This is a genomic window from Pseudoalteromonas caenipelagi, from assembly GCF_013140855.1.
In the GTDB taxonomy this organism is placed as follows: Bacteria; Pseudomonadota; Gammaproteobacteria; order Enterobacterales; family Alteromonadaceae; genus Pseudoalteromonas; species Pseudoalteromonas caenipelagi.
On the sequence record NZ_JABBPG010000003.1, the window covers coordinates 22,502 to 49,266 of the forward strand.

19 protein-coding genes are annotated in these 26,765 nt (G+C 42.2%); 14 read left to right on the forward strand and 5 right to left on the reverse strand.

Annotated elements, in window-relative coordinates:
- Window positions 1-93: 93 nt before the first annotated feature.
- Window positions 94-2,454 carry a DNA polymerase II gene (locus tag HG263_RS08485; protein ID WP_171625665.1) on the reverse strand — a complete coding sequence of 787 codons (2,361 nt, stop codon included), beginning with the start codon at window positions 2,452-2,454 and terminating at the stop codon, window positions 94-96.
- A gap of 1,133 nt (window positions 2,455-3,587) precedes the next feature.
- Here HG263_RS08485 and HG263_RS08490 point away from each other — a divergent pair.
- Together HG263_RS08490 and HG263_RS08495 are read left to right on the forward strand one after the other, a co-directional pair.
- Entirely contained in the window at window positions 3,588-6,404 is a 2,817-nt protein-coding gene (locus HG263_RS08490) for a TonB-dependent receptor (RefSeq protein WP_171625666.1), read from the forward strand.
- Window positions 6,405-6,811: 407 nt separating this feature from the next.
- Window positions 6,812-9,652: a TonB-dependent receptor domain-containing protein gene (locus tag HG263_RS08495; RefSeq protein WP_171625667.1), complete on the forward strand. Its 2,841-nt coding sequence runs from the start codon at window positions 6,812-6,814 to the stop codon at window positions 9,650-9,652.
- A 65-nt stretch (window positions 9,653-9,717) separates the two neighbouring features.
- Here HG263_RS08495 and HG263_RS08500 read toward each other — a convergent pair whose 3' ends face one another.
- Window positions 9,718-10,317, reverse strand: a complete 600-nt coding sequence (locus tag HG263_RS08500; protein WP_171625668.1) for an outer membrane beta-barrel protein — start codon at window positions 10,315-10,317, stop codon at window positions 9,718-9,720.
- Between the two features lie 530 nt (window positions 10,318-10,847).
- On the opposite strand from HG263_RS08500, the gene HG263_RS08505 reads away from it, so the two are divergent.
- Together HG263_RS08505 and HG263_RS08510 are read left to right on the forward strand one after the other, a co-directional pair.
- Window positions 10,848-11,747, forward strand: coding sequence for a DMT family transporter (locus tag HG263_RS08505; RefSeq protein ID WP_171625669.1), 900 nt, complete (start codon window positions 10,848-10,850; stop codon window positions 11,745-11,747).
- Between the two features lie 3 nt (window positions 11,748-11,750).
- Complete coding sequence (locus HG263_RS08510; protein WP_171625670.1) at window positions 11,751-12,464, forward strand: SIR2 family NAD-dependent protein deacylase; 714 nt, start codon at window positions 11,751-11,753, stop codon at window positions 12,462-12,464.
- On the opposite strand, the gene HG263_RS08515 is transcribed toward HG263_RS08510, so the two are convergent.
- On the reverse strand, window positions 12,461-13,156 hold the full coding sequence (locus HG263_RS08515) for a hypothetical protein (protein ID WP_171625671.1): 696 nt from the start codon (window positions 13,154-13,156) through the stop codon (window positions 12,461-12,463). The two genes, HG263_RS08510 and HG263_RS08515, sit on opposite strands and share 4 nt — an antisense overlap.
- A 238-nt stretch (window positions 13,157-13,394) precedes the next feature.
- Here HG263_RS08515 and HG263_RS08520 point away from each other — a divergent pair, with 238 nt between their 5' ends.
- From HG263_RS08520 to HG263_RS08540, 5 genes are all read left to right on the forward strand, one after another.
- Window positions 13,395-15,803: a response regulator gene (locus HG263_RS08520; protein ID WP_171625672.1), complete on the forward strand. Its 2,409-nt coding sequence runs from the start codon at window positions 13,395-13,397 to the stop codon at window positions 15,801-15,803.
- Entirely contained in the window at window positions 15,796-17,049 is a 1,254-nt protein-coding gene (locus HG263_RS08525) for a hybrid sensor histidine kinase/response regulator (RefSeq protein WP_171625673.1), read from the forward strand. Before HG263_RS08520 ends, HG263_RS08525 begins: the two co-directional genes overlap by 8 nt.
- Window positions 17,050-17,120: 71 nt before the next feature.
- Complete coding sequence (locus HG263_RS08530) at window positions 17,121-17,531, forward strand: GNAT family N-acetyltransferase (RefSeq protein ID WP_171625674.1); 411 nt, start codon at window positions 17,121-17,123, stop codon at window positions 17,529-17,531.
- A 161-nt stretch (window positions 17,532-17,692) separates the two neighbouring features.
- Entirely contained in the window at window positions 17,693-19,123 is a 1,431-nt protein-coding gene (locus HG263_RS08535) for a RimK family ATP-grasp domain-containing protein (RefSeq protein WP_171625675.1), read from the forward strand.
- Complete coding sequence (locus tag HG263_RS08540; RefSeq protein ID WP_171625676.1) at window positions 19,116-20,225, forward strand: GNAT family N-acetyltransferase/peptidase C39 family protein; 1,110 nt, start codon at window positions 19,116-19,118, stop codon at window positions 20,223-20,225. The genes HG263_RS08535 and HG263_RS08540 overlap by 8 nt, the downstream gene beginning before the upstream one ends.
- A 146-nt stretch (window positions 20,226-20,371) precedes the next feature.
- On the opposite strand, the gene HG263_RS08545 is transcribed toward HG263_RS08540, so the two are convergent.
- Window positions 20,372-20,803, reverse strand: a complete 432-nt coding sequence (locus tag HG263_RS08545) for a hypothetical protein (protein WP_171625677.1) — start codon at window positions 20,801-20,803, stop codon at window positions 20,372-20,374.
- Between the two features lie 87 nt (window positions 20,804-20,890).
- On the opposite strand from HG263_RS08545, the gene HG263_RS08550 reads away from it, so the two are divergent.
- A complete protein-coding gene (locus HG263_RS08550; RefSeq protein WP_171625678.1) occupies window positions 20,891-21,730 on the forward strand; it encodes an SDR family NAD(P)-dependent oxidoreductase in 840 nt (279 codons plus the stop codon).
- Here HG263_RS08550 and HG263_RS08555 read toward each other — a convergent pair.
- Window positions 21,727-22,623 carry a LysR substrate-binding domain-containing protein gene (locus tag HG263_RS08555; protein WP_171625679.1) on the reverse strand — a complete coding sequence of 299 codons (897 nt, stop codon included), beginning with the start codon at window positions 22,621-22,623 and terminating at the stop codon, window positions 21,727-21,729. The two genes, HG263_RS08550 and HG263_RS08555, sit on opposite strands and share 4 nt — an antisense overlap.
- A gap of 96 nt (window positions 22,624-22,719) precedes the next feature.
- Between HG263_RS08555 and HG263_RS08560 the strand changes: the two genes are divergently transcribed.
- The 4 genes from HG263_RS08560 (at window position 22,720) to HG263_RS08575 (ending at window position 26,759) form a co-directional block, all read left to right on the forward strand.
- A complete protein-coding gene (locus HG263_RS08560) occupies window positions 22,720-22,863 on the forward strand; it encodes a hypothetical protein (RefSeq protein ID WP_171625680.1) in 144 nt (47 codons plus the stop codon).
- 139 nt (window positions 22,864-23,002) lie between these two features.
- Window positions 23,003-24,523, forward strand: a complete 1,521-nt coding sequence (locus tag HG263_RS08565; RefSeq protein WP_171625681.1) for a cytochrome-c peroxidase — start codon at window positions 23,003-23,005, stop codon at window positions 24,521-24,523.
- A gap of 9 nt (window positions 24,524-24,532) precedes the next feature.
- Entirely contained in the window at window positions 24,533-26,053 is a 1,521-nt protein-coding gene (locus HG263_RS08570) for an ATP-binding protein (RefSeq protein WP_171625682.1), read from the forward strand.
- A 13-nt stretch (window positions 26,054-26,066) separates the two neighbouring features.
- Window positions 26,067-26,759, forward strand: coding sequence for a response regulator (locus tag HG263_RS08575; protein WP_171625683.1), 693 nt, complete (start codon window positions 26,067-26,069; stop codon window positions 26,757-26,759).
- Window positions 26,760-26,765: the final 6 nt, after the last annotated feature.

A 26,765-nucleotide genomic window follows, 5' to 3' on the forward strand; every position in this document is an offset into this window, starting at 1 on the left:
GCTGCTTAAGGGGGTACCCGAAATTCTGTTTATGGTACATATGCGACCACTCGGTTTTATTGAGCCACTTTAATCGGATAAAACATATTAAGCTTAAAAAAGTCCTAATTGAGGTTCGCTCAGTTGCTTAAAATCGTAGCCCACGAAAGGTAAGATAGCTTCGGCAATCGGCTTGAGCTGCCTGTCTATATAGTGCTGATAGTCGATAGGGCTCTCCAAATACTCCTTTGGTTCAGGGCCATTAATGGTTATTAAATACTCGATCTGACCTCGATTTTGGTACTGCAGTGGTCGTCCTAAATTGGCATTTTTCTCATCGGCCATTCGCGCCGCTCGAACATGAGGAGGGATATTTTTTTCGTATTCGTGCAGCCGTCGACGCAATCGTTTTTCATAAGTGAGCATGTGATCAAATTCACCCATTTGAGTGCGTTCAACGATGCTTCTCACATAACTAGATGGATCTTGGTTATGAAATACCATCATATAAAGGTTTTTCTGAAATTCCTGAGCGAGAGGTGTCCAGTCTGATCGTGCACTCTCAAGGCCTTTAAAAATAATCTCATCAGCATTGCCTTTGCTTACTAGTCCTGCGTAGCGCTTTTTTGACCCAGTTTCTGAGCCGCGAATGGTTGGCATCAAAAACTTACGGTAATGTGTTTCATACTCCAGCTCCAAGAATGACTTGATCCCGAAACGTTGTTTTAGCTCTTGTTTCCACCAAGCATTTATTTTATCAATGAGCTTCTTGCCAATCTCATCGGCTTGTTGATCTGAATAGGCACGATTAAGCGCAACAAAAGTCGAGTCAGTATCACCGTAAATGACCACATAGCCTTGCTCTTCTATCAATCGTTTAGTTGTTTTCATGATTTCGTGGCCACGCATTGTAATACTGGAAGCCAAACGGGTATCAAAAAAGCGACACCCAGAAGAACCCAACACACCGTAGAATGAATTCATAATAATTTTTAAGGCTTGAGAAAAGGCTAGATCATTATTTTTCTTCGCTAGATCACGAGCTTGCCAAATATCTTGCACCATCTTAGGTAAAAAGTGCTTTTTCCTATGAAACTGCCCGCCACGGAACCCCTCGATAGCACTATCTTTTGTATTGCCTACTGTCAGTCGAAGTCCTTCTATAAGCCCAATCGGGTCTATAAGAAATGAACGAATGATCGCAGGGTAGAGGCTCTTGTAGTCAAGGACAATAACTGAATCATAAAGGCCTGGAAGTGAATCCATTACATAGCCCCCAGGAGAAGCTACCCAGTCTTCAGGGTGCATGTTGGGTGCTACATAACCCGAACGATGTAACTGTGGTAGGTATAGGTTAGTGAAGGCTGCGACTGAACCACCAACGCGGTCTAGTTCAAGACCGGTCAAGCAGGAACGCTCAATGGCAAAATCTAATAGCTGGGTTTTATCAAAGATTCGATTGACCAAAATACAGTCTTGCAAGTTGTACATAGCCAATGAAGGTTTGTCCGAGCGAAACATTTTATTGATCTCTTCCATTCGATCATTCTTGTTATGAATAATCTTACCTTCACCTAACAACTCTTGTGAGACGGACTCGAGCGACCAAGAACGGAAATGGTAGGTCGCTGTTTTGAGCATATCAATGCCATCGATCACAACACGTCCTGGGATTGAAATAAAGCCTTGCTGGTTATTACCTGAACGAAAAAATGCTTTAGTGTTATTACGGCCAATGGCCAGTGATACGTTATTACATAAAGCTCGCTTGTCTAACAAGCGAAAGTCGAAATCGATAATATTCCAGCCAATGATGACATCAGGGTCGAATACCTGAAACCATTGATTGAGAGCGAGCAAAAGGGACCTCTCATCTGCGACCCATTGAATCGGAGTCGATGCTGGCTCAGGTTGGCCGATCATAATTACTCGGCTATCCCTGTCGCAATCAAGCCCAATAGAATATAACTCCCCTTTTTCAGAGCACTCAATATCAAGTGATACCACGCATAAGTTTGGTTTGAAATGACCAGGGCGGCACTTGAACGCCGAAATATAGTAGTGATTGCGACGTGCGACTTGATGCCCTGTAAACGCGATACTGCCTTTAATGAATCGTTCCATCAAATATCGGTCAGCTAGGCGAATGTCACTTTCATAAGCAACGATGTTGTATTGTTCAAGTATATTGACAGCTTTATTGGCATTCCCAATAGTAGCGAAGTAACACGCTGCGACAGAGTAATCTTGAAGCGTCTTAAGAGGTAAAGGTTTTATTTCAAACTTAAGGCCTTGATGAATGAACAATACCTTAGCTCTTTCGACATTACTTGTTTCGATGAAAAAGGTCGGGCGTTCACCCTCAATATCCAGCTGTGCGGGCCCTTGAGGTGTGGATATCCAAAGTTCGATAACTGTTCTGTTACCTTTGTCTTTGGCTTGCCGAGTTAAAACAAAACCCTGATTTATGTTCAATCGACTTCCTGAATTATGTTTGATACGTCTCACTACTTTGGTGATGATATCAAAAATCTTTGAATGTCAGAGGAATTTTAATTTTTTGTATTGGCCTAATTAAGATTAATCGAAGGGCTCTATAGTCGAAAAAGAGTCGAAAAAGTGCGATAGAAGAGTTTTATGAAGGACACTTATCACGCGATTTATATCACCTCCCTCACATTGTTGCTTAGCATACAGGTGTGCGTCAGCGAGTCAAACATGACGATGACAAATGTTATCTCAAACCACTAAAATCATTATGATTAGCCTACATGGTGTGTTGGGCTCCAAACCACACCGTATGTACGACCCTCGCTTATCCTGCTTATTCACATTGTGCACTCATAAAATTATGCAAAAATTAACCGAAGTAGAGGCTTCGATTTTATCTACGGTTATGCCAATGATTTGGCTCTAAGAAGTGCTATTTAGGTGAGGTTTATGTTAACAAAAAGAGTGGGCGTGTGTTTAAGGGGGTGGCAAGTGTGCGTAGTGATTGAACTGAAATTGCTAAAAAACATCAACAAGATGTTATTGGGGGGCTTTTTGGTGGTATAGACTTGTTTTGTATAATAAAAGGGTACAAAGGGTGTGTTTACGCAGGTGAAACTGATTGCTTGTTGCTATATTTAAAATAGCTAAGGAGGGGGTAGAACACGATGTAAAAAATATTCCTCGGCACGTTAAAGTAGCAAAAGAAAAAGAGCGCAGAGACAAAAACTATCACTGTAAAAAAGGTGACGCAGCTAAGTGTTTTGTAACCAAAACGGGGCCTTGGGGCAACCCACCCCTTGAGAACCTTGGTTGTGTCACTATGTTGAGAAACAAATATATCCCATCCTTATGATGCTCCTTGATTACGAAAATGTTCTTTTTCAGTTAACCGAACAAAAAAAGTTTTCCTTTAAAGATCATTAAATTGTTTACCATTTGTGTATTTCCTGTTGTGCCTTTTATGGGTAATTGATGAAAATTAAATAATTTACGGTTGACGCTAACGTCAATGCTTGTTTAATATTCATGGTGAATGTTGCATCAGTGCAACTTCCCATAAGGGCAAAGCCCATAAAAAATTACAAGCTACTAACAAGTAGTCCAGGGAGATACAAATGTTAAATAGTAAAGTTTCAAAAGCGGTACGCTTAGCGATCGCATTTGGTGCTACATCTACAGCAGCTTTCTCTGCTAGCTCAGCAATCGCAGCAGAAGAAGCAGCAGAAGAGTTTGAAAAAATTCAAGTAACAGGTTCACGCATCAAACGTGCTGATATGGAAGGTGCAAACCCTGTACAACTAATCACTCGTGATGACTTAGTTGCTTCAGGTATCAGCAACGTAGGTGACATTCTTCAAGAAATCCCATCAGTAGCAGGTCAAGGTACAAACGCTGCTGTTAACAACGGTGGTTCTGGTGCGGTACGTGTTTCTTTACGTGGTCTAGGTGCAGAGCGTACTCTTGTACTTCTTAATGGTCGTCGTGTTGTTGCATCAGGTTCTGGTGCTAACGCTTCAGTAGACTTAAGTACAATTCCTACTGCAATTATCAAGCGCGTTGAAGTATTAAAAGACGGTGCATCAGCAATTTACGGTTCAGATGCGGTAGGTGGTGTAGTTAACATCATCACTCGTGATGACTTTGAAGGTTTTGAAGCAAACGCGATGTACGATGCATCAACGCACGGTGCTGATGGCGAAACTAAGAGCTATGACTTCACAGTTGGTTTCTCTGGTGACAAAGGTAATGTTGTAGTCAGTGCATACTACTCACAGTACGGTGAGCAAATGTCTGGCGATCGCGACTGGTCTGAGTTTGAATTAGACCTTGATCCTGATACAGGCGACTTCTCAAAAGGCGGTTCTTCAGCTCCACCTTGGGGTCGTTACAATGGCGTTAACGCAGATGTTGAAGGCGCTTGTAACTCATTTACTCACGGTGCAGGTAGTGGCCCTGGTCAATCAGACCCTACAGATTTCACAAATCCGACCGGCTACGATTGCTGGGATTGGGACAAAGACACGTATAACTATGCGCCAGCTAACTATCACTTAACGCCGTCTGAGCGTTACGGTGTGTTCGCTCAAGCGAGCTATGAGTTCTCTGATAGTCTTCGTTTCTTCTCTGAAATGAACTTTAACCGTCGTGCTTCTGACACTAAACTTGCGCCATTGCCGCTAGCACCACTAGCGTTCTTTGGTCAAAATATTCCGTATTCAAAAGACAACTACTATAACCAACAGTTTGGTCCTAAGAACGTAAACGGTGAGACTGCAGATATCGCTGACTGGCGTCGCCGCGTAGTTGAAACAGGTGGTCGTGACACGACTTTCCGTGTTGAAACAGTGCGTGCTGTATTTGGTTTTGAAGGCGAAATCAATGACACTTGGGGCTATGAAGTTTCATATATCTTTGGCCGCAACGACGGCGCGATTAACCGTGCTGGTGGCGTGAACTTTGAAAAAGTTGCCGACGCAGTAGGTCCATCTTTCTTAGATGCTGAGTCTGGTCAAGTATTGTGTGGTACACCTGACAACGTAATTGAAGGCTGTGTGTCTTTAAATACCTTCGGTATCCCTGGTACAGAGACTCAAATTTCTCAAGAGATGCTTGATTATATCTCATTCGAAGCGCACGACCTTGGTTACAATGAACAGCAAATCATGTCTGCAAGTGTATTCGGTGATGCATTTGAATTACCAGCAGGTACTGTTGGTGTGGCATTTGGTGTTGAACACCGTGAAGAGAAAGGTGGTGACTTACCTGATGCACTTATTGCTCTAGGTATCACATCAGGTTCATCTCGTCAGAAAACAGTTGGTTCATACTCTGTTGATGAAATCTACATGGAAACAAATGTTCCGCTTCTAAGTGGTGCACCAATGGCAGAAGTACTAGAACTTGACTTAGCAGTTCGTTACTCTGACTATGACACATTTGGTGACACAACGAACCACAAAGTGGGTATTCGTTGGTCTCCAATCGATGGCCTAATGTTCCGTGGTACGTCTTCAACTGCGTTCCGTGCACCATCAACGTCTGACCTATTCTTAGGTGCTTCAGATAACAGCCCAGAAGTATCTGACCCTTGTCAAACTAACCCAACTCAGTTCTGTATTGCTGACGGTGTTCCTGCAGGTGGTTTTGAGCCAATCGGTGACCAGTTATCTTCAACTCTAGGTGGTAATATCAACTTACAACCTGAAGAAGCAGATATCACGACTATCGGTATCGTTTACAGCCCTGAATTTGTTGAAGGTTTATCTTTCACAATCGATTACTGGGATATCGAACTTACTAACGCTATCACAACTGTTGGTGAGCAACTTATCCTAGATAAGTGTGCAAGCGAAGGTACATACTGTGACAAGATCACTCGTTACACTGAAGGTCCTCTTGCTGGTAACTCAAGTGATATCGATAACCGTAACGTAAACGTGGGTGGTATTGATTCATCTGGTATCGACTTCAACATGCGTTATGCAACAGACACTGAGTTTGGTGCACTAACGTTTAACCTTGATTCAACGCGTTATGATACATATGATATCACTCAAGCAGATGGTTCTGTTGTTGAAAACGCGGGTTGGTTCCGCCGTAACAGTGGTGACGGTAACTTCCCTGAGTGGAAAACAAACATTGATGTTCGTCTAGCTCAAGACAACTGGTCTGCAGGCTATGCAATCCGCTACATCGGTGAAGTTGAAGAACCGTTTGGTAACGAAGCAGGTCAACGTACGGTTGATTCACAAACTATCCATGATGTTCGTTTTAGTTATTTCTTCGATAACTTCACAACGACTATCGGTGTAGATAACGTATTTGATGAAGATCCTCCGTATGCAGCGACAGGCTTCAACGATAATACTGACCCACGTACTTATAACACGACTGGTCGTCATGTATATCTATCACTAGGTGTTGCATTCTAATTTGATGCTAACCGAAGTAAAAAACCGGCCTTTTTGGCCGGTTTTTTTATTTTGTAAAAATAAAAAATATTTTCGTGCTAAAGCACAACCCTCTCTCATTCAGGTCTAGGTACTTACTCTAAGCTATAATAAAGTAATAAAACCTTTAAAATTCAGCTTTCTATACTCTATTGAACACTCGTCCATTGTGCTCTTCTTCACTTTGTTACTGAGATGATTTTTTGTTACTTAATATACCAAATTTTATGTTGACTTCGTAAAACTGTGTTGACCTCTTGTAATGAGTGAGATTAGTATGTACCCGAAGTACCATTAAAGGTACTAGTGCCTTTAATGGGGATTTTGATATAAAAATCATAAAAAACAGTGGCTTAATTAATTTGATATTAGCCATCAGGGAGAAAAACATGTTAAATAGTAAAGTCTCAAAGGCTGTTCGCTTAGCGATTGCATTTGGTGCTACATCAACAGCTGCATTTTCTGCAAGCTCTGTCGTAGCGGCTGAAGAGTCAGCGGAAAGCTTCGAAAAAATTCAAGTTACAGGTTCACGTATCAAGCGCGCGGATATGGAAGGCGCAAACCCTGTACAGTTAATTACTCGTGATGACTTAGTTGCTTCAGGTATCAGCAACGTGGGTGATATCCTTCAAGAAATTCCATCAGTTGCAGGTGCAGCAACCAACGCTGCGATCAATAATGGTGGTTCGGGTGCAGTCCGTGTTTCTCTACGTGGTTTAGGTTCAGAGCGTACTCTTGTACTTCTTAATGGTCGTCGTGTTGTTGCATCAGGTTCTGGTGCTAACTCTTCAGTAGACTTAAGTACAATTCCTACTGCTATCATCAAGCGCGTTGAAGTATTAAAAGACGGTGCATCAGCAATTTACGGTTCAGATGCGGTAGGTGGTGTAGTTAACATCATCACTCGTGATGACTTTGAAGGTTTTGAAGCAAACGCGATGTACGATGCATCAACGCACGGTGCTGATGGCGAAACTAAGAGCTATGACTTCACAGTTGGCTTCTCTGGTGATAAAGGGAATGCTGTAGTTAGTGCTTACTACTCAGAATATGGCCCGCAAATGTCAAGTGATCGTGACTGGTCAAAGTATAAAAATAACCTAAGCCCTTCAACGGGTGAAATTAGCCGAGGTGGTTCTTCTGCAATCCCTTGGGGTTTCTATAATGGCATTAATAATCATGACAAAGATAATGAAGATCTATGTCAAGCATTTACACACGGTGCAGCGAACGGTCCAGGTCAGTCAGATCCAACTCAATTTAGCAATGAAACAGGTTATGATTGTTTTGATGCCGGTAAGGATTTATACAACTACGCTCCTGCAAACTTCCACCTAACACCATCAAAACGTTATGGTTTATTTGCACAAGCAAATTATGAGTTCTCTGATAATCTTCGTTTCTTCACTGAAATGAATTTTAACCGTCGCTCTTCTGACACGAAACTAGCACCATTGCCTTTAGGTCCACTTGCATTCTTTGGCTGGACCGATGCGACGTATTCAAAAGACAATTATTACAATCAGCAGTTTGGTCCTAAAAACGCAAATGGTGAAACAGTCGATATCGCAGACTGGCGTCGCCGCGTAGTTGAAACTGGCGGCCGTGATACGACTTACCGTGTTGAAACAGTGCGCGCAGTATTCGGGTTTGAAGGTGATATCAGCGACACTTGGGGCTACGAAGTTTCTTACATCTATGGCCGAAATGATGGTGCCATCAATCGTGCAGGTGGCGTAAACTTTGAGAAAGTAAATCAAGCAGTTGGCCCTTCTTTCTTAGATGCTGAGTCTGGTCAAGTGTTGTGTGGTACACCTGATAACGTGATTGAAGGCTGTGTGTCTTTAAACACATTTGGTATTCCTGGAACAGATTCAGAAATATCAAAAGAAATGCTAGATTTCATTTCGTTTGAAGCACATGATTTAGGCTATAATGAGCAACAAATCATCTCTGCAAGCGTATTCGGTGATGCATTTGAGCTACCTGCAGGTACTGTAGGTGTTGCTGTTGGTGTTGAACACCGTGAAGAAAAAGGTGCTGACTTACCAGATGCACTTATCGCACTAGGTATCACTTCAGGTAACCCACGTGAGAAAACAGTAGGTTCATACACTGTTGATGAAATCTACATGGAAACAAATGTTCCACTACTAAGTGGCGTACCATTTGCTGAAGTCTTAGAGTTAGACCTTGCCGTTCGTTACTCTGACTACGATACTTTTGGTGACACAACTAATCACAAAGTAGGTGTTCGTTGGTCTCCAGTTGATGGTTTGATGTTCCGTGGTACGTCTTCAACAGCATTCCGTGCACCTTCAACATCTGATCTATTCCTTGGCGCTTCAGCAAGCAACCCAGAAGTAGAAGACCCATGCGCAACAAATCCGACTCAATATTGTATTGCGGACGGTGTACCTGCAAATGGCTTCACACCAATTGGTGATCAATTATCTTCAACTTTAGGTGGTAATAAAGAATTACAACCAGAAGAAGCAGATATCTTTACTTTCGGTGTAGTTTACAGCCCTGAGTTTGTTGAAGGTCTATCATTCACTGTGGATTACTGGGATATTGAACTGACTAACGCAATTACAGAGATTGGTGAACAGCTTATTCTTAACAAGTGTGCAAGTGAAGGTAAGTACTGTGATAAAATCACGCGTTACACATCAGGCCCACTTTTAGGTAACTCAAGTGATATCGATAACCGTACTGTCAACGTGGGCGGCATCGACTCTTCTGGTATCGACTTTAACGTTCGCTATGCAACTGACACTAGCTTTGGTGCACTTACATTAAACCTAGATTCAACACGTTATGATACATACGATATCACTCAGGCCGACGGCTCTGTAGTAGAAAATGCAGGTTGGTACTATGAGAATGGTGGTGATGGTAACTTCCCTGAGTGGAAAACCAACATTGACATTCGCCTAGCACAAGATGATTGGTCAGCTGGCTATGCAATTCGTTACATTGGTGAGTCAGAAGAACCATTTGGTGATCCGGATGAGGGTGAACCAGCTTCACGTATGGTTGATTCACAAGTGATTCATGATGTTCGTTTCAGTTACTTCTTCGATAACTTCACAACAACGATCGGTGTAGATAACGTATTTGACGAAGATCCTCCGTACGCTGCAACTGGTTTCAATGATAATACAGACCCTCGTACTTATAACACGACAGGTCGTCATGTTTATCTATCTCTAGGCGTTGCATTCTAATTGATTGTTTTGTCTAATTAAAAAACCGGCTGTATAGCCGGTTTTTTTACTTTAACTCATTATTTTTAGAACCGATAGCTCATACCGATACTGAGTGAACGAGTATCTAAATCACCCATATCCATGTATTGAAGGCCAGCATTAAATGCAAGTCCATTGCTCCAATCGTATTGCCAACCAGCCTCTGCAAATAAGCCTAGGCCATATTCTTGTACCATTTTTATATTGTTATTAGCAATTTTATAATCGTAGTATTGTCCACCAAGTTTGCCATAAAAGTGACTGTTATCTGTGAGTTGGTATTGGCCTTTCGCAGCAACGACAAAATTCCCAAAGCTAACTTCATCAGCACCTATACCAAATAGCAGTTCATTATTTCTATCACATTTGAACTTTCGGTTATTAATCTTTTTGCAATCCCAATCAGTAATTTCGGCTCCACCATTGACTCCTAATTCTAATGCCCATGTATCATCAATGTTATAGTTGTAATATAGATATAGTGACATAACACCATCTCCATCCTGCTGAGAGTTTTTATAGCTAGCAGCGCTACTGTTTATTTGTGTCCCAACACGATGTATTTCACCGTTTTGAGCCGCATAACTAGCAAAGCTGTTTGTTGCGAATAAGATGGCAAACACAATGAGTGAGCGAGGTTTCATAGTGAATAGTTCCTGTTTAAGTATCATTGCCTGCAGTGTATGGTGTGGACTTGTGAGAGTCTGTTGCGGCTTTGTGAGTGGATGTACAAGAGTGTCTATCATTGTAAATATTTGTTTTATTAGGCATCTGTTGTTCATTGAAGATATGAATACTCCTAGTTCAAATATCTGATTTAACGTGAAGGTCAATCTACGGGGTAACATATTGCTGTTTGCGTCAATGGGGATGCTCTGTTTTAAAAAAACGGAAGGCTCAGCTAATACAGCGAATTAAGTTATCAAACTTGTACTTTTTAAATTGACTTATTTATTAGGTTTGATACAACTATTAGCAGACAAATTTTCAACGTATTGTATTTATGAATCAATTAACGCAAGTGCTCAATCATTTATCATGGCTGCTGAATATGACAGTCATGTTATGTCGTGTGCGCTGCGGTTAATTACTCTTTCTCTAACCGCGATGATAAGGCGGTTAGTTCTCATTATTTCTTCCCTGTTTTATCATCCTAGCAACAAGGATTTAGATTATGCCCGTTCAGGCATCATATTTGTTTGTGATCATCGTTTGGTCAACAACGCCTTTAGGTATTGTTTGGAGCAGCGAGAGTATGCCACCACTGTTGAGTGTTTTGTTGCGCATGTCGATTGCACTGGTATTGGCAGGATTGATTGTTTCTATTAGTAACACTCGGGTACCTTGGCATCGACGTTCTTGTACGCTCTATTTATATTCAGCGCTTGGTATACTAGGAGGGATGTCATTTAGTTATTTAGCTGCTCAAACGGTACCATCAGGTGTGATTTCGCTTATTTTTGGCTTAGCCCCCATATTATCAGGGCTTCTGGCACAAAAGCTGTTAGGCGAAGCGAAATTTACCCCCATAAAAATATGCGCTTTATTGTTAGCACTGTGTGGACTTTATTTAATTTGTTCTGCGCAAATCCAACAGCTAAATTTAGCCCCCCTTGGCTTAGGTTACGTACTTTTGGCGGTGTGCTGTTTTAGTCTCAGCGGCGTTATGATCAAGCGTGTAAAGGTGGCGATCCACCCGATGGCAACAACGTTTGGTGCACTGTTGTTTGTAACGCCAATGTTTGCTTTTTTATGGTGGGTGTTGGATGGTTCATTTGCAATCAATTCGTGGGCGGCAAAGTCAATATGGGCAACGGTGTATTTGGGCGTAGTTGGCTCTTTGTTAGGTTTTTTGGCTTACTTTCATGTTTTACAAAAGCTTTCTGCCAGTACAGTGGCACTCAGTACATTGATCACACCTGGTTTTGCTATTGCTCTTGGTACTTGGCTGAATAATGAAACGTTGACCAGCAGTCTACTTGTTGGTGCAGTTGTTATTATCTTCAGTTTAGCGTTGTTTCAATTTGGTGAGCACTTAAAATTACCACGAGTAAAACAGGCAATGAAAGAGTAGAGTATGAGTACTTTATACATCACAGGGGCTGGGGTCAGTGCGCAAAGCGGTATTCCTACTTTTAGAGGGGAAGATGGCTTTTGGACTATTGGAAGTCGCAACTACACGCCCCAGCAAATGGCCACAAGGGCAATGTACGAGCATAATCCAGGGGAGTTTTTATGCTGGTACTATAAGCGCTTTGTTACCTATCAGCACCATGGGCCCAATGAAGTCCATCATTGGCTTAGAGATAAAGCGCTTATTACACAAAATATTGATGGCTTGGATGGCAAAGCTGGTAACGAAGATTACCTTTGCATTCATGGTCGTATTGATAAAGTCACTTTGTTTCATCTGCAAGGTCAACCCGTTGAGATAAAATCTGCACCGTGGGACCTAGTAGATGAGAGTAATCTTAAAAAGTCTCTGCTAGAGCTATTTAGAATATCGAGTAGGGGCCCTGAGCTTGACTACTCGCTTAAACCCTATGTTTTACTCTTTGATGAGTTTTACACTCAATTGTATCAGATCGATAGGGCGCAAAGGATGTTCGAAGTGGCAACAAAGATGGTGTTTATTGGCACATCATTCAGCGTTAACATAACACAAATTGCATTAGAAATAGCCAAGAAAAATCAAATAGATGTTGAAGTTGTTGACCCTAATCCTGCACACATTTTATATGATAAGGTGCGCTATCATAAGATGTTAGCTTCAGACTTTATTAACCTTTAATGTAGCAAAGTCATTACATCCTCACTTGGGCATTCAAATGCAGCACCAAGCAAGATGATGCGGTGGCTGCTGCTGGTAAGTTCATCAAAGTGAGCATTATTCTTTAAGTGATTGCAGATAAGTCTTAATGTGTTTATTTCACTGGGCACTTGCTTTATTTGTGCTTCTAGCAGGGCCAGTGCTGCGGTGAGTTCATGCGCAGCCAAAGGTTCAAAGCAAGGGTTGAAGGCCAAGTAGCATTCCATAGGTAGTAACTGTTGATCATTTCTGGTGGCTAGTGCCGTAGCGAGTGATTCATTTCGCTCAAAAAGGAGTAAAGAGCGAATATAATTAAAAGGAGGGGGAGCAGCTTTAGTTTGGCTCAAAAGCGCATGTAAAATGGTGCTGCCCTGATCATTTTTTAGCGAAAACCCTTCACTGGCGCTCAGTGCCGGCGTAAAAAATGTCAACTTTTCAATATCATTAATGCCCCCAATGAGTGCTGTGGGGAGCGGTTTATGTTCTAAAAAAGAGGCAACCAAGTCTTGAAAAAATTGATAATGAGCTTGGTCTTGTATGGCTTGTTGGTATAGATATTTGAGCTGTGCAATATTTTCATTTATATCGCTTTGCTGGTAAAAATCAACAAGTGCTTGAGTGTCTCGTTGTTTAATCATTTCAATTAGCGTTTGTACCGACTCTTTTTCGCTCATAGCTCTACCAAAATTGCTTAGACCTTGTTACGTCCAGTGTAGAACAGTTTGTTTTAAAAAGGGAGTATTATCATAGAGCTAAGATATTTAGCTTAGTAACGTTTTATTTAAATGCTTATTACGAACTAAGGGCGCTGTGTTGCTCTATAAAAAGAAAAGGCGAGCTATTACGCGGATAATCATCAATAAGATATCTAGTTTTTAGATTCTTTCCTACACTTAAGACTTGGATCACAAAATGAGAAGTCCTATGTTTGATGATGATTCAATCTTATTTAGCGCGGAAGATGAACCTGAAGAACTGGTAGTAAAGCCCCCATGGAAAATTCTTATTGTAGATGATGATGAAGACATTCATCAGATATCTGAGTTGGTGCTGACGCAAATGCAATTTGACGAAAGGGGTGTCATGTTTTTGCATGCGTTTAGTGGCCAACAAGCAAGGCAAGTGATTACTGAGCACAAAGATATCGCGCTGATCTTATTAGATGTGGTGATGGAGACGGCTGAAGCAGGTTTAGATTTTGCAAAATACGTGCGAGAGGTTGAGCTAAATAGTAAGGTGCGGATTATCTTGCGCACCGGACAGCCTGGGATGGCACCAGAGTCGGAGATCACGCGAGATTATGATGTAAATGATTATAAAACCAAAACTGAGCTTACCAGTAGTAAATTAAAAGCAGCAGTATTAGTTGCACTACGCACTTATCAACATTTAGAGAAGGTGGAATGTGTTCAAAAAGGGCTAGATAAAATTATCAAATGCACAAACTCTTTGCTTAGCGAGTCTGAGTTAGTTGAATTTGAAATAAGAGCCCTACAGTCTTTAGCGGAGACATTGCCTCTTAGCCAGCAGTTTGAGCCCTGTCCAGTGGCTTCGTTTATTGGTGAACTAAATCTGGAATCTCGCCAATTTGAAGTCAGTTTACCCGAGGGAGGAGAGCTTGAGATCCCCAGTACAATACTAGAGTCCTTTGTGAGTAAATATGACGCGCGGTTTTTCCATAGTGCTGTCATGGATAATTTTGCCATTTTATATATCGGAGAAAGGCCAACTGGTATGCCTTTGTTTGCCATCGCGCAATATGTGAACCATATCGATGAGCAAGAAGAGCTATTGCTTTTAAATTTGGGACAAAATTTTGAAATTGCATGGCGAAACAGTCAACTACAAGCAAGGTTAAGCGAAAACAACATCCAGTTGGAGAACCAAGTCACAGAGCGCACCGCTGAGCTCAATACTGCAAGAGAGCGCGCTGAGCAGGCTAATTTAGCCAAAAGTATGTTTTTGTCTAATATGAGCCATGAAATTCGCACCCCTCTCAATGCGATTTTAGGGTTTGCTCAATTAATGGAGCGTGCCAAAGATCTCTCGCAAAGCCACAAGCAAACTATGAACAAAATAGTACGTGCTGGTAATCACTTACTCGATATTATTAACGATGTTCTCGATATTTCTAAAATTGAAGCTGGTTCAAGTAAGTTAAATTTAACTGACTTTGAGTTAAGTAGTTTGCTAGAGGACTTGGGTAGCATGTTTAAACTCAAATGTGAGCAAAAACAGCTATCTTGGCGTTTACATAATAGTGTTAGTGGTAGCATTGGTGTACATGGCGATCAGGGTAAAATAAGACAAGTATTAATCAACTTGTTGGGAAACGCAGTTAAATTTACCGATAGTGGTGAAGTTACACTAAGCCACTCCAAAATAGATGAAAATACCTATCATTTTGAAGTGCGTGATACCGGGCCCGGTATTTCGCAAGAGGAGTTGAATAGCTTGTTTAGCAGTTTTACTCAGGGGAGCGCAGGGTTGGAAAAAGGTGGCACCGGCTTGGGCTTGTGTATATCGAGTAAGCAGGTTGAAATGATGGGGGGCACGCTTGAAGTCGAATCAACTTTAGGTCAAGGGAGTTGTTTTTCTTTTAGTCTTGTATTACCTCAAGCTGAGCAAGATTTTGCACAAACTAAACAATCTGAGCACACACAACTTATTCTTCGCCAAGGTAAAACGATGCACGCTTTGTGTGTGGATGATGTTGCTTATAACCGAGAAATATTAGGACAAACATTAGCGTCATGCGGTATCAGTGTTGATTACGCCGAGGACGGGCAGCAGGCCATTGATAAAATAAAACACGAGAAATTCGATATTGTATTTTTAGACTTGCTTATGCCGGTAATGCGTGGCGATGAAGCGGTGCAAATCATTCGTGGTGAGCTGAAGCTTAACCAATTAAAATGCGTAGCTATTTCGGCTTTTAGTTTACATCATGAGGTGCAGCATTACTTAAGTATTGGTTTTGACCAATTTATAGGAAAACCTTATACCATAGGGCAAATCTTTGACTCATTAGTGTCTTTCTTCCCTGAACATTTTGAAAGCGAAGAGCTACAACAGGAAATGTCTACAAGTCATGAAGCCAGTGGTATTGATTTATCACTTTTTTCTTTACCCGTTGAGCTGCAAGAGCAGCTAAAGCTATCAGCACAAATCAATGGCACCTCTAAAATAAAGCAAATTTTGCAAAAAATAGAGCAAGAGCAGCCAAACAATAAGCAGCTTGCGCAATATTTGGCTACGTTTATAAGTAAGTTTGACATGGCTGGCTTTATAGCAGCACTAGATGAGGTGCAAGATGAATAATCTGGTATCACTCAATAATTGCAGGATTTTGATAGTTGATGATAAGGCTGAAAATTTAGAGTTACTCACCAGCTTTTTAGAGGCTGAAGGATACGAAGTTGCGTTTGCAACGTCGGGTAAAGAAGCGATAAATATTGCAACTATCTTTTTACCACACTTAATTTTACTCGATGTCATGATGCCAGGTATTGACGGTTTTGAAACGTGTCGGCGTTTAAAATCACTGGATAAGGTTAAAGATGTACCAGTTATATTTGTAACTGGAAAGGCGGAACTCAGCGACATTGTTGAGGCATTTAGTGTCGGGGCAGTGGACTATGTTACCAAGCCCATTCGCCAAGAAGAGCTGTTAGCACGAGTTTCGACTCATTTACAACTACAAGCGTTAATAAATTTGCGCGATGAACTTATTGGTACATTGCGCGATAAAACGCTTGAGCTTGAAAAGCTATCAAAATTGAAAGAGCAACAGTTAGAGACATCTCAGCAATTTAGCCATATTGGTGAGATGGTGGGAGAGTTAACCCATGAGCTTGGCACACCACTTAGCGTTATTAGCACTGCTATTAGTCACCTTGACGACAAACAAAAACAAATCAACCAACACATGCAGCAGCAAACATTAGCTAAAAGTGAATTACAGAGTTTTATAGATAATGCGGCGCAAAGCTACGATATTGTTTTGTCAAACCTCAATAATGCGATGAATTTAGTTAATAGCTTTAAGCATATTGTTGTGGGCGAGTTTAGTGGCGCAGTGACAGAGTGTAATTTGGCTGACTATTTGAATGATATTCAAAGAGTATTGCAACCCAAGTTAAAACGCTCACCTCATAATGTCAACATTACCTGCCCAGATCCTCTACAAATTACATCCGATGTAGGGGCGTTGTCACAGGTTCTTATTAATTTGATCAATAATGCGCTGATTCATGCTTTTGATGATAATCGCAGTGGCAATATTCATATTGATGTGGTTCAAAAGGAGGACAAAGTGGTTTTAAAAGTCTCTGATGATGGCAAAGGCATTGATGGAGATAAGTTAGAGAAGATATTTGATAAATATTACTCAACACGCTTAGGCTCTGGTGGTAGTGGGCTTGGTTTGTACATAGTGAAAAACTTAGTAGAAAATAGCCTACAAGGTAGTGTTAAGGTGTCGAGTCAACTAGGCAAAGGTAGCGAATTTTGTATTACCTTACCTAAACATATCAGTACGAGCTCTACAAACACACGTTCAACGTGAAAATTGATGAAATTTGCTCATTTAAGTATAAAGTAACGAATAACATCATCAAAAGTTAGAGACAGAACTACATGGCTTATCAAATTAGCAACAAGGCTCCCACAGTTAGGGAGTTTTCTCTTCTTAGGCAAAAAGTTGGTTGGGGTGACACCGACGAAATTTTGGCGCAAACAAGTCTTAATAACTCTTTATTTCACGTCACTATACGTTATCAAGATCTGCTTATTGCCATGGGCAGAGTAGTCGGTGATGGCGGTTTATTTTATTACATACAAGATGTAGTCGTTGCACCAGATTACCAAGGCGAAGGGCTTGGTCACGCAGTAATGTATGAAATCGAAAGGTTTATAGCTAAAAATGCTAAGTCTGGCGCAACGGTTGCTTTGTTATCGGCAAAAGGTAAAGAAGCGTTTTACGAGCAGTATGATTACGTTGTTCGGACCGGAGAACCTTTGGGTTTAGGGATGTGTAAATTCATTTAGTGCTTTTGTTTAAATCTCTCATCGTAGAGATAAAAATAACTTGCTAGTCAACTAGGTACTTTCGCTTTATAAATCGCTCAATGCTTCATAGCACAAAGCCGCTATATCGGTGCAAACGTGTTTTTATAGCGATTAATGACCTTTTATGATTAGGAATTTCCATGTTAAAAACTTTGATTGTGGTTGAGTCGGAGCAAACCGCAGCTGAGTTTGGTTTAGCCAACGTACTGAGTTTTGAGCAATACTTACAAGATTATCCAAAACGCGATGAGCCAAAAACCCGAATTATCAACTTGTGTGATACCGGCCAGTACCTGAGTAAAGGCTACTATTGTTCATTATTAGCTGAAGCTCGAAAGCATGTCGTATTGCCCACAGTGAAAACGATAAACGCATTACGGACCGAGCATATTGAGCTTAACTTAAGTAGCGCACAGCGTAAGGCTTTAGAGCAACAACCTCAATGGCTGTTCTTTGGCCAAACAGATGTGGCCGCGTTGAATTCATTGGCAAGCACCTTATACAAGCGTTTTGCAGCACCTTTACTGCGAGTACGTGCCGTTAGTGACAACCGCTTGTTGGTGGAACAAGGCTCGATTGCCCAGTTAGATGAAGTGCAAAATCCTCTGTTTCTCAACGTTGTGACCAAGCTTGGTGAGTCTTCTTGGCACTTTGGTTCAAAACAGCAACATGCTCGTTGGGAAATGGCGATTTTAGTTGACCCGCAAGAACCATCACCACCAAGTGATGAAGATGCAATTGCAAAGTTTGTGAAAGCCGCACGTAAAAATGGTATCCATGCGCAAGTAAAAACCATCAATACGCTTGAAGACATTAATCAATACGACGCGCTGTTCATACGCCAGACGACTGCTATCGACCATCCAACGTACCGATTGGCGAGCAAAGCAGAAGGAGCGGGGGTGGTTGTTATTGACGACGCTACTTCTATTCTTCGTTGTTGCAATAAAGTGTATTTGCATGATGCGTTTAGCTATTCAAAGGTGCCAACATTAAAAACGCATGTGCTCAGTGACGCTTCAGAGCAGACTTTAAGCTTTTTAGAGTCGTTATTTAGTTATCCCATGGTGTTAAAGATGCCAGAAGGGTCATTCTCTCGTGGTGTGTATAAGGTTGCCGACAGAAGTGAACTGTCGGTGCATTTAGATGAGTTATTGGCTGAGAGTGCACTGGTGCTGGTGCAAGAGTACCTGTATACGGATTTTGACTGGCGAATTGGTGTGCTCAACGGCAGGGCTATTTATGCGTGTCGTTACCATATGGCTAGAAATCACTGGCAAATTTATAACCATAACTCCAAGCGTTTCAATTCGGGTGGTTTTGAAACATTACCAACGTTTGAAGTTCCAAGAGCGGTGTTATCTGCTGCGCTAAAAGCCTGTAAAATCATTGGTAATGGCCTTTATGGCGTAGATATCAAAGAGCTCAATGGTAAAGCCTATGTGATTGAAGTTAATGATAATCCAAGTATTGATCATAAAGTTGAAGATGCATATTTGGGTAATGAGCTATACATGCTGATTATGGCTGAGTTTGTAAGGCGTCTCGAAGCCAGAGGCAAAGATGAGTAACAACACCGTTGTGTTGCGTTTGGCTCGGTCAGACGATTTAGCTCAGTTGTCAAAAATTGAGCAAACTTGCTTTAGTAACGACCGTTTAAGCAAACGCAGTTTAAAACATTGGTTAAGTGCAAAGCATGCTTTATTTTTAGTTGCAACTAGCTCTGACGCCATAGTGGGTTACGGATTAGTATGGTGCTTGAAAGGAACGCGGTTAGCCCGATTATACTCGTTAGCCGTATTGCCAGCATATCGAGGTCAGGGAATTGCCCAGGTTCTGTTAAGTGAGCTTGAACAACTTACCCAGAGCAAGGGGCGGGCTTACCTTCGTTTAGAAGTTTCGGCGCTCAATCATGCTGCAATTTCGCTGTACAAGAGTTTAGGTTATCAGGTGTTCGGTGCTTATAGCGATTATTACGGTGATGGCAGTGAAGCATTGCGGATGCAAAAGCGCGTAGCACGCTATGATGGTAAAGGCATTCGTTTGCAGGTGCCTTGGTATAAGCAAACCACTGAATTTACCTGTGGTCCAGCTGCTTTGTTGATGGCAATGTACAGCTTAGATACCAAAGTTGCGCTCAAACAAGTTGATGAACTAGCCATTTGGCGAGAAGCCACCACGATATTTATGACCAGTGGACATGGCGGGTGCCACCCTGTTGGGCTTGCTCTATCTGCCATTAAGCGCGGCTTTACAGCTCAGGTATTCTTAACACAACTTAGCGCACTATTTTTAGATGGCGTCAGAAGTGAAGAGAAAAAGCAGGTAATGTGTACGGTGCACGATGAGTTTATTACTCAAGCTCATAAATTGGGATGTGTATTGTATGAAAAACCACTAGAGTTAGATCAGTTGTATAAGTTACTCAAAGCTGGAGGGAGGGTTTTAATGCTTATTAGTACCTATCGTCTTGACGGCAAAAAGGCACCGCACTGGGTATGTGTAACGGCCATTGATGAGCATTGTGTTTATGTTCATGACCCAGACTTGGATGCGTCGCAACAGGCGATAGACTGTCAACATGTGCCCATTGGCCTTATGGAGTTTTCTAAAATGGCTACCTTTGGTAAAAATCGTTTGCGTGCGGCCATTGCGATTGAAAAGCTACCATAAGTGGCAAACGACACGTGTTTAGGATGATGAGATTCTGAAACAAGTTCAGAATGACGAAATAAGTTCAGAATGACGAGGCAAATTTGCTAGGAAGACGGCAGCGCTCAAATAGCACTTGTCGTCTTCCTGACGAAGGTCAGGATCTCTTAAGCGGCTCGTTTACTGTAGTGCCAGCCCAGAGCATAACCGCAGCCACATAAAAACCAGATAATACTGGCGATAATCGAAAATGCGTTAGTTTGCTGCCAAAAAATTATACTCAGGGGAATGGCTGACAATCCCCTGAATAAGCACATCACAGCTAATAGTGCTAAAGCAAGTCGTTGCAAAGGCAATGTCCGAATGAGGCCTGTCGCAGCTAATGCATATGCGCCACAAATCAAAAATAATAGACTCACCAAGAGTGTAGTTAAAGGCGCAAGCAAAGTACCTGCATTGGCAGAATCAATAACAAATTGTGGAGCAAGTTGTGCTCGGTAGCATTGCTCCCCTAGGGCGATACAGCTGGTATGGGCTACTGCAGTTATAATGGTCATCAGTACACAGAACAATAAAAAGCCTTTAACAACTTTTGGCATGCCTAACTATTCCTTTTAGTTGAGTATGATAAACAACTCCATTTATAGTGTTGCTTATCATACTAATCCCAACACAGAGCAAACACAATGGAGCATAAAATAAACCCTACAATTATCATAACAGGTGCATCTAAAGGCGTTGGGGCAGCCTCTGCACTTGCCTACGCAAAAGCTTATCCAAATGGTGTTAATTTAGTGCTGGTGGCTAGAAACTTGGACCCTCTTGAAAAAATGCAGGCGCAGCTAGCTTGTTACTCGCAATGCCACATTTTATTGGTCCAAGCAGATGTCGCGTCGTTAAGTGATTGTGAGCGAATCATCACTCAGGCAGTTGGGAAATTTGGCTTTATTAACGTGTTAGTCAATAATGCAGGGCTGCACTATCGAGGTGATTTTAGTAAATTATCAGCTCAGCATGTGGCCGCTATGGTGGATGTGAATATGAGAGCACCAATGGTACTAAGCGCTCTAGCAATAAAGCATATGCCCAGTACTGAGCACAATGCGATTGTGATGGTTGGCTCACTAGCAGGGTTAACCCCTCTGCAGGGGGCGGCGACTTATAGCGGGACTAAGTCTGGTTTGCGAGCCTTTACTTATGCGCTCCATGATGAACTTATAACGAGCAAAATAAATGTTGCGGTCGTGTCACCTGGGCCCATTGATACCGGTTTCATTATGGATGAAATCGATCAAGTTGAAGATATTGTGTATTCGCAGCCGATGAGCAGTGCAGAGCAAGTAGCAGATGCAATCGTGCAGCTTAGCCAATCAACGATGACTGAAACTGCCATGCCATGGGCCAGTGGTAAATTGGCAACCTTTAGTTACTTATTCCCGATCTTTCGTCGCGCAGTCAGAGGACTGCTCTATCGCATTGGCGCAAAGAACAAAGAAAAGTATCGTCGTATAAATAATCAACGCTAGCGATCTGGTTGCTGGTTTAGCTGTGACAGCAGCCATTTTTTAAACTCTGCAATCCTAGCTGCGCGTGGCGAGTTAGGATTGTGTAAGAAGCTATAACGTACGCCTGGTCCACAGCTGATATCAAATGGTTGTACCAATAAGCCTTGTTGTAAATAATGTTTAGCTTGAACTGCTGAGCCCAAGCAGATGCCGTGCCCGGTCAAAACGGCGCCAAGTGCAAAGTCCATGTTCGTGACCTCAAGCCATTGGCTGTTGTTATCACTGCGTTGAATACCAGCGGCATCGAACCAATTCTGCCAATAATCGTTATATGAATAGTAAACAAGTCGGCAGTGGGACATGTTTTCAATGTTTTCTAAGTTAGCTTGCTGTGCAAACTTGGGAGAGCACAGTGGCACAAGTTGATCTTCTAAAATCACCTCTTGCTCTAGATCAGGAAAAACAGAATAGCCATAACGAATAGCAACGTCTACATCGCCATGTTTTATGTCTTCTACATTTGGAGATACCAGCACTCGGATTGCGATATCGGGGTAGGCTTCTGAAAAGCGCCACATGTTTGGAATTAAAATCATTGAAGCAAACGACTGTGTGGTAGTAACCGTTAGCGTGCCAGAGAGTGGCTCGCAGATAACTTTACGCACACTTTGTGCAATATCATCAAAACTATGAGATAGCGACTGAGCTAATTGCTCTCCTTGGATAGTCGGTTTCATGCCTCTACCTTGGCGATAAAAAAGCTTACAGCCTAGGTGTGATTCTAACAATCTTATCTGTTGGCTGACTGCCGCTTGCGTTACGAATAGCTCTTGGGCTGCCAAACTGTAGCTTTGGTGGCGCGCAGCGGCTTCTACATAACGTAAAGCGGTAAAATGATTGAGTTCTTTATACATTAGCTGAACTTATAGTATGTGTTAGAAATTATCGTTCGGATTTTGCTCGGTTTTTATCAATAATGGCACAACTTAGTGTTGGATGGAAATATTATTATGAGCAATAAAATAAAAGATAAAACAAATAAAAGCAGTGTTTTAAGTGGTAATGGACAGCCACTTTTCTTTGCAAAAATAATGAAAACTCTTAATGTAATGGGAGGAAAATTGCAGCTTTCTGGCGCTGTGTTCATAAAATGATTATAAGTTTTAGTTTATTTTTAATTGGGGTGCCTAAAATCAAAATGTGCAGTTTTTTGAAATAAGAGATAGCTTTCACATTTGCTGCACTTTTGCTTGCCATTGTTAAATTTCAAAACACAATTGGTTTGGAGTGAATATGAACAACGCACCTCTCAAGCACGCTGCAATATTACTTGCAGTGCTTAGTACAATTCATGTATCAACATTGCATGCAAAACCAAGAACGCAGCCACCACCACGCCAGCCACCCGGTGTACAACCTGCTACTGCACTTGACCAAGAGCTAAGCGTGTTGATTTCACAGCATGGTTTAACTGGTCGCGTGGCAGGTGCTAGGCAACTACCAAAAATTTCAGATCCAATCGCTCGTCTAGGAATGCAGCTGTTTTTTACCAAAGCACTCGGAGGAGAAAAGTCAGTTGCCTGCGCAAGCTGTCATGACCCGCGTTTAGGTGGGGCGGATGCACTGTCTTTGCCGATAGGAACGAATGCAATAGAAGAAAATATCGTTGGCCCAAACCGCCGTGCTATCAATGATGAAATCAACATTCCTCGCAATTCGCCGACTATATTTAATACTGGCTTTGCAACTAACTCATTATTTTGGGATGGGCGTGTAGAGCGTGTCACAGTGACTGATGAGCAAGGTAATGAAACAAGTTTTATTAGTACGCCAGACTCGGGCTTTGGTGTGCCTGACGATAAAGCAGGTGGCACTTTGGTAAGTACTTTGGCACGTTTTCCTGTGACCTCAAAAGAAGAAATGCGCGGCGAGGCATTCCCTGATGTGACGACAAACGAAGCGCTTAGAACACACCTTGCACAGCGTATCGGCGATTACGGTGCAGAGCAAGGATCGCTTGCAACCAATGATTGGCTACAAGTGTTTCGTGAAGCGTTTGATTCACAAGCAGATGCCGAATCGCTTATCACCTTTGATAATATCGCCTTTGCATTGGGGCAATATCAGGCCTCTTTTGTCATGATCAACACAGATTGGCATCGCTATGTACGCGGTGACTTGAGGGCGCTTAGCGAGCAGCAAAAAAATGGCGCAAAGTTATTCTTTACGCAAATTGCTGATGGTGGAGCAGGTTGCGTTAATTGTCACAGCGGAGAGCGTTTCACCAATGATGGCTTTTTTAACTTAGCCTTTCCACAATACGGCATTGGTAAAGATGAAACGCATGCTGACATAGGGCGTGCTGCGATTGACCCTCAAGCGCGAAACCAATTTGCGTTTCGTGTTCCAAGCCTGTTAAACGTATCATTAACAGCACCGTACAGCCATGCTGGTGCCTATGAAAGCTTGGAGCAGGTAGTCAGTCATTATTCTAACCCTGAGCAAGCTGTCGAGCAGTTTTTTCAACGTGGTGGTGCATGTGACTTAAAGCAGTTTGCCACCAGCGCTCAGTGTGAGACACTTAACCTAAATGCACGTCAAAACAGTGAAGCCGCGCTGCAATTATTGCGTCAGTCGCCTTTTGTTGCAGCAAATTTAGATGCCGGGCAACAGCAAGATTTAGTTGCTTTTTTACATGCGCTTACTGACCGCTGTGCTAAAGATCAAAAATGTATTAGAAGGTGGGTACCTAATCGCAGAATGCCAGATCCTGACAATTTGCGCCTGCGTACACCACGCCCTGTAGGTGGATAGCCAAATATTATGAAAATGACCATTCGCGTCAAACTACTGCTCATTATTTTATTGGCCAATACCGCTTTGGTACTGGCCATTTACCTTGCAAATAAGCTGGCATTTGAAAAAAGCTTTTCTCAGTACATAGAAAATACCTCACGTGTTCAGCTGCAAGAAGTTATAGCGAAAGTAGCCCAAACCTACGAGCATCACCAATCACTTGATTGGGTGTATAAAGGCTCAGATGAATGGGAGAGTTTGGTCCGTTTGTATTATGGTATTAGCGATGATGGCGCACCGCGCAGGCGCGTAGCTTCCCGTCCGCCGCCTCCTCGTTATGAACAAAGGTCAGATGGTGAGCCTAGACATCGTCCTCCAAGGAGACGCGCTGAGGACGAAGCGCGCCCGCCAAGAGATAGAAGAGCGCCACCCAGAAGAGCTGAGAATCGCAGGCTTTTACTTAAAGATGCTCATAGTAAATTATTGATGGGAAACGCAAAAAATACTAAAAACACCTTTTGGTTTCCAGTTTACAAAACCGACCATTTGCCTGAACCAAAACAGCAACAAGTGATAGCCTACCTTGGTGTTGAAGGCAGTGGCCTGATCAGAAACGAATTTGATACGCTGTTTGCAAAACAGCAGCAACAGCAGTTTATACTAATCGCAGTGATTGCATTATTGGTGACGGTGATATTAGCTGTGCCATTTAGTAAATACTTAGTAAAACCAATTGTGCTGCTGCGAAAAAATGCCAAGGTGTTGGCACAAGGTAACTATGATGCGCAAGTGGATATTCATAGTAAAGATGAGTTGGGACTGCTTGCTCGTGATATGAATCGCCTGGCAGAAACCTTGGCTCAAAACCAAAGTGCGCGACAACAGTGGATTGCTGATATATCGCATGAACTACGCACACCAATTGCAGTGATCCGTGCTGAGATAGAAGGAATGATAGATGGTGTCATACCCACAGAGACTGAGCAGTTAATGTCGTTAAATGAAGAAATTCAACGTTTAACTCGTTTAGTAGATGATTTACACCAGCTATCGTTATCGGATAAAGGGGCACTAACTTACAATATGGCCCAGCATAATCTGTATGACATCCTGTCGCGTACCTTTGCTAAAAGCCGGCATCTTATCGATGCCAAACATCTGGCTTTTTCGCTACAGTGTAATGAGCTGCTTGAGATTGAGTGTGATGAACAACGTTTGGGGCAGCTGTTTGATAATTTGTTACAAAACACCTTACGTTACACAGATTCATCGAAACAACAGCCCGGTACACTAGATGTTAAGGTGTCACAACGGCAAGGTGTTACGACGATTTGCTGGCAAGATAGTGCACCTAGCGTGCCAACAAGCCTGCTCGAAAAGTTATTTGACAGGCTTTATCGTGTTGAAGGGGCACGAAGCAGAGCTGCTGGCGGTTCAGGGTTAGGCTTAGCAATATGTCAAAGTATTGTTCAGGCACACAACGGAGATATAAAAGCGCGCTTGAGTGAACTGGGCGGTGTCGCTATTATGATTGAACTGAGACATTAAATGGACAGCCTGTGTGTCAAACAAACATATTCTTATCGTAGAAGATGAGCCAAAACTTGCCGAGATTTTAAGTAAGTATTTGGCACAAGCCGAATATACCTCACATATCGTAATGAATGGCGCAGATGCGGAGCCTGCTTTTAAAAGCCAGCAACCAGCACTTATCCTACTCGATTTAATGCTACCAAACGTAGATGGTATAGAAATTTGTAGGCGGATCCGTGCTTACTCAAACGTACCCATCGTGATGATCACAGCCAAGGTCGAAGAAGTTGATAGATTGCTTGGTTTAGAAATTGGTGCCGATGATTATATTTGTAAACCTTATAGCCCTAAAGAAGTGGTTGCCCGAGTTAAAGCTATTTTAAGACGTGTTGCGCTGAATGAGCACGGACAGGTAACTGACGTTGAAAGCAAGCTAAAACTCGATGAAGAAACCTTATTTGCGTCCTTCTTAAGTGCTAGAGTGTCTTTAACCCATGTTGAATTTATGCTGTTAAAAGCCCTGTATGGTCACCCCGGCCGCATCTACAGTAGAGATGCACTGATGGACCATGTTTATGACGACAGTCACATCGTCAGTGATAGAACGATCGACAGTCACATTAAAAAAATTCGCAAGAAGTTACATGGTATTGCACCTGAACATGAGTTTATTCATTCAATTTATGGTGCTGGCTATAAGTTTGAAGCGCAAAGCTGCTAAACAAGG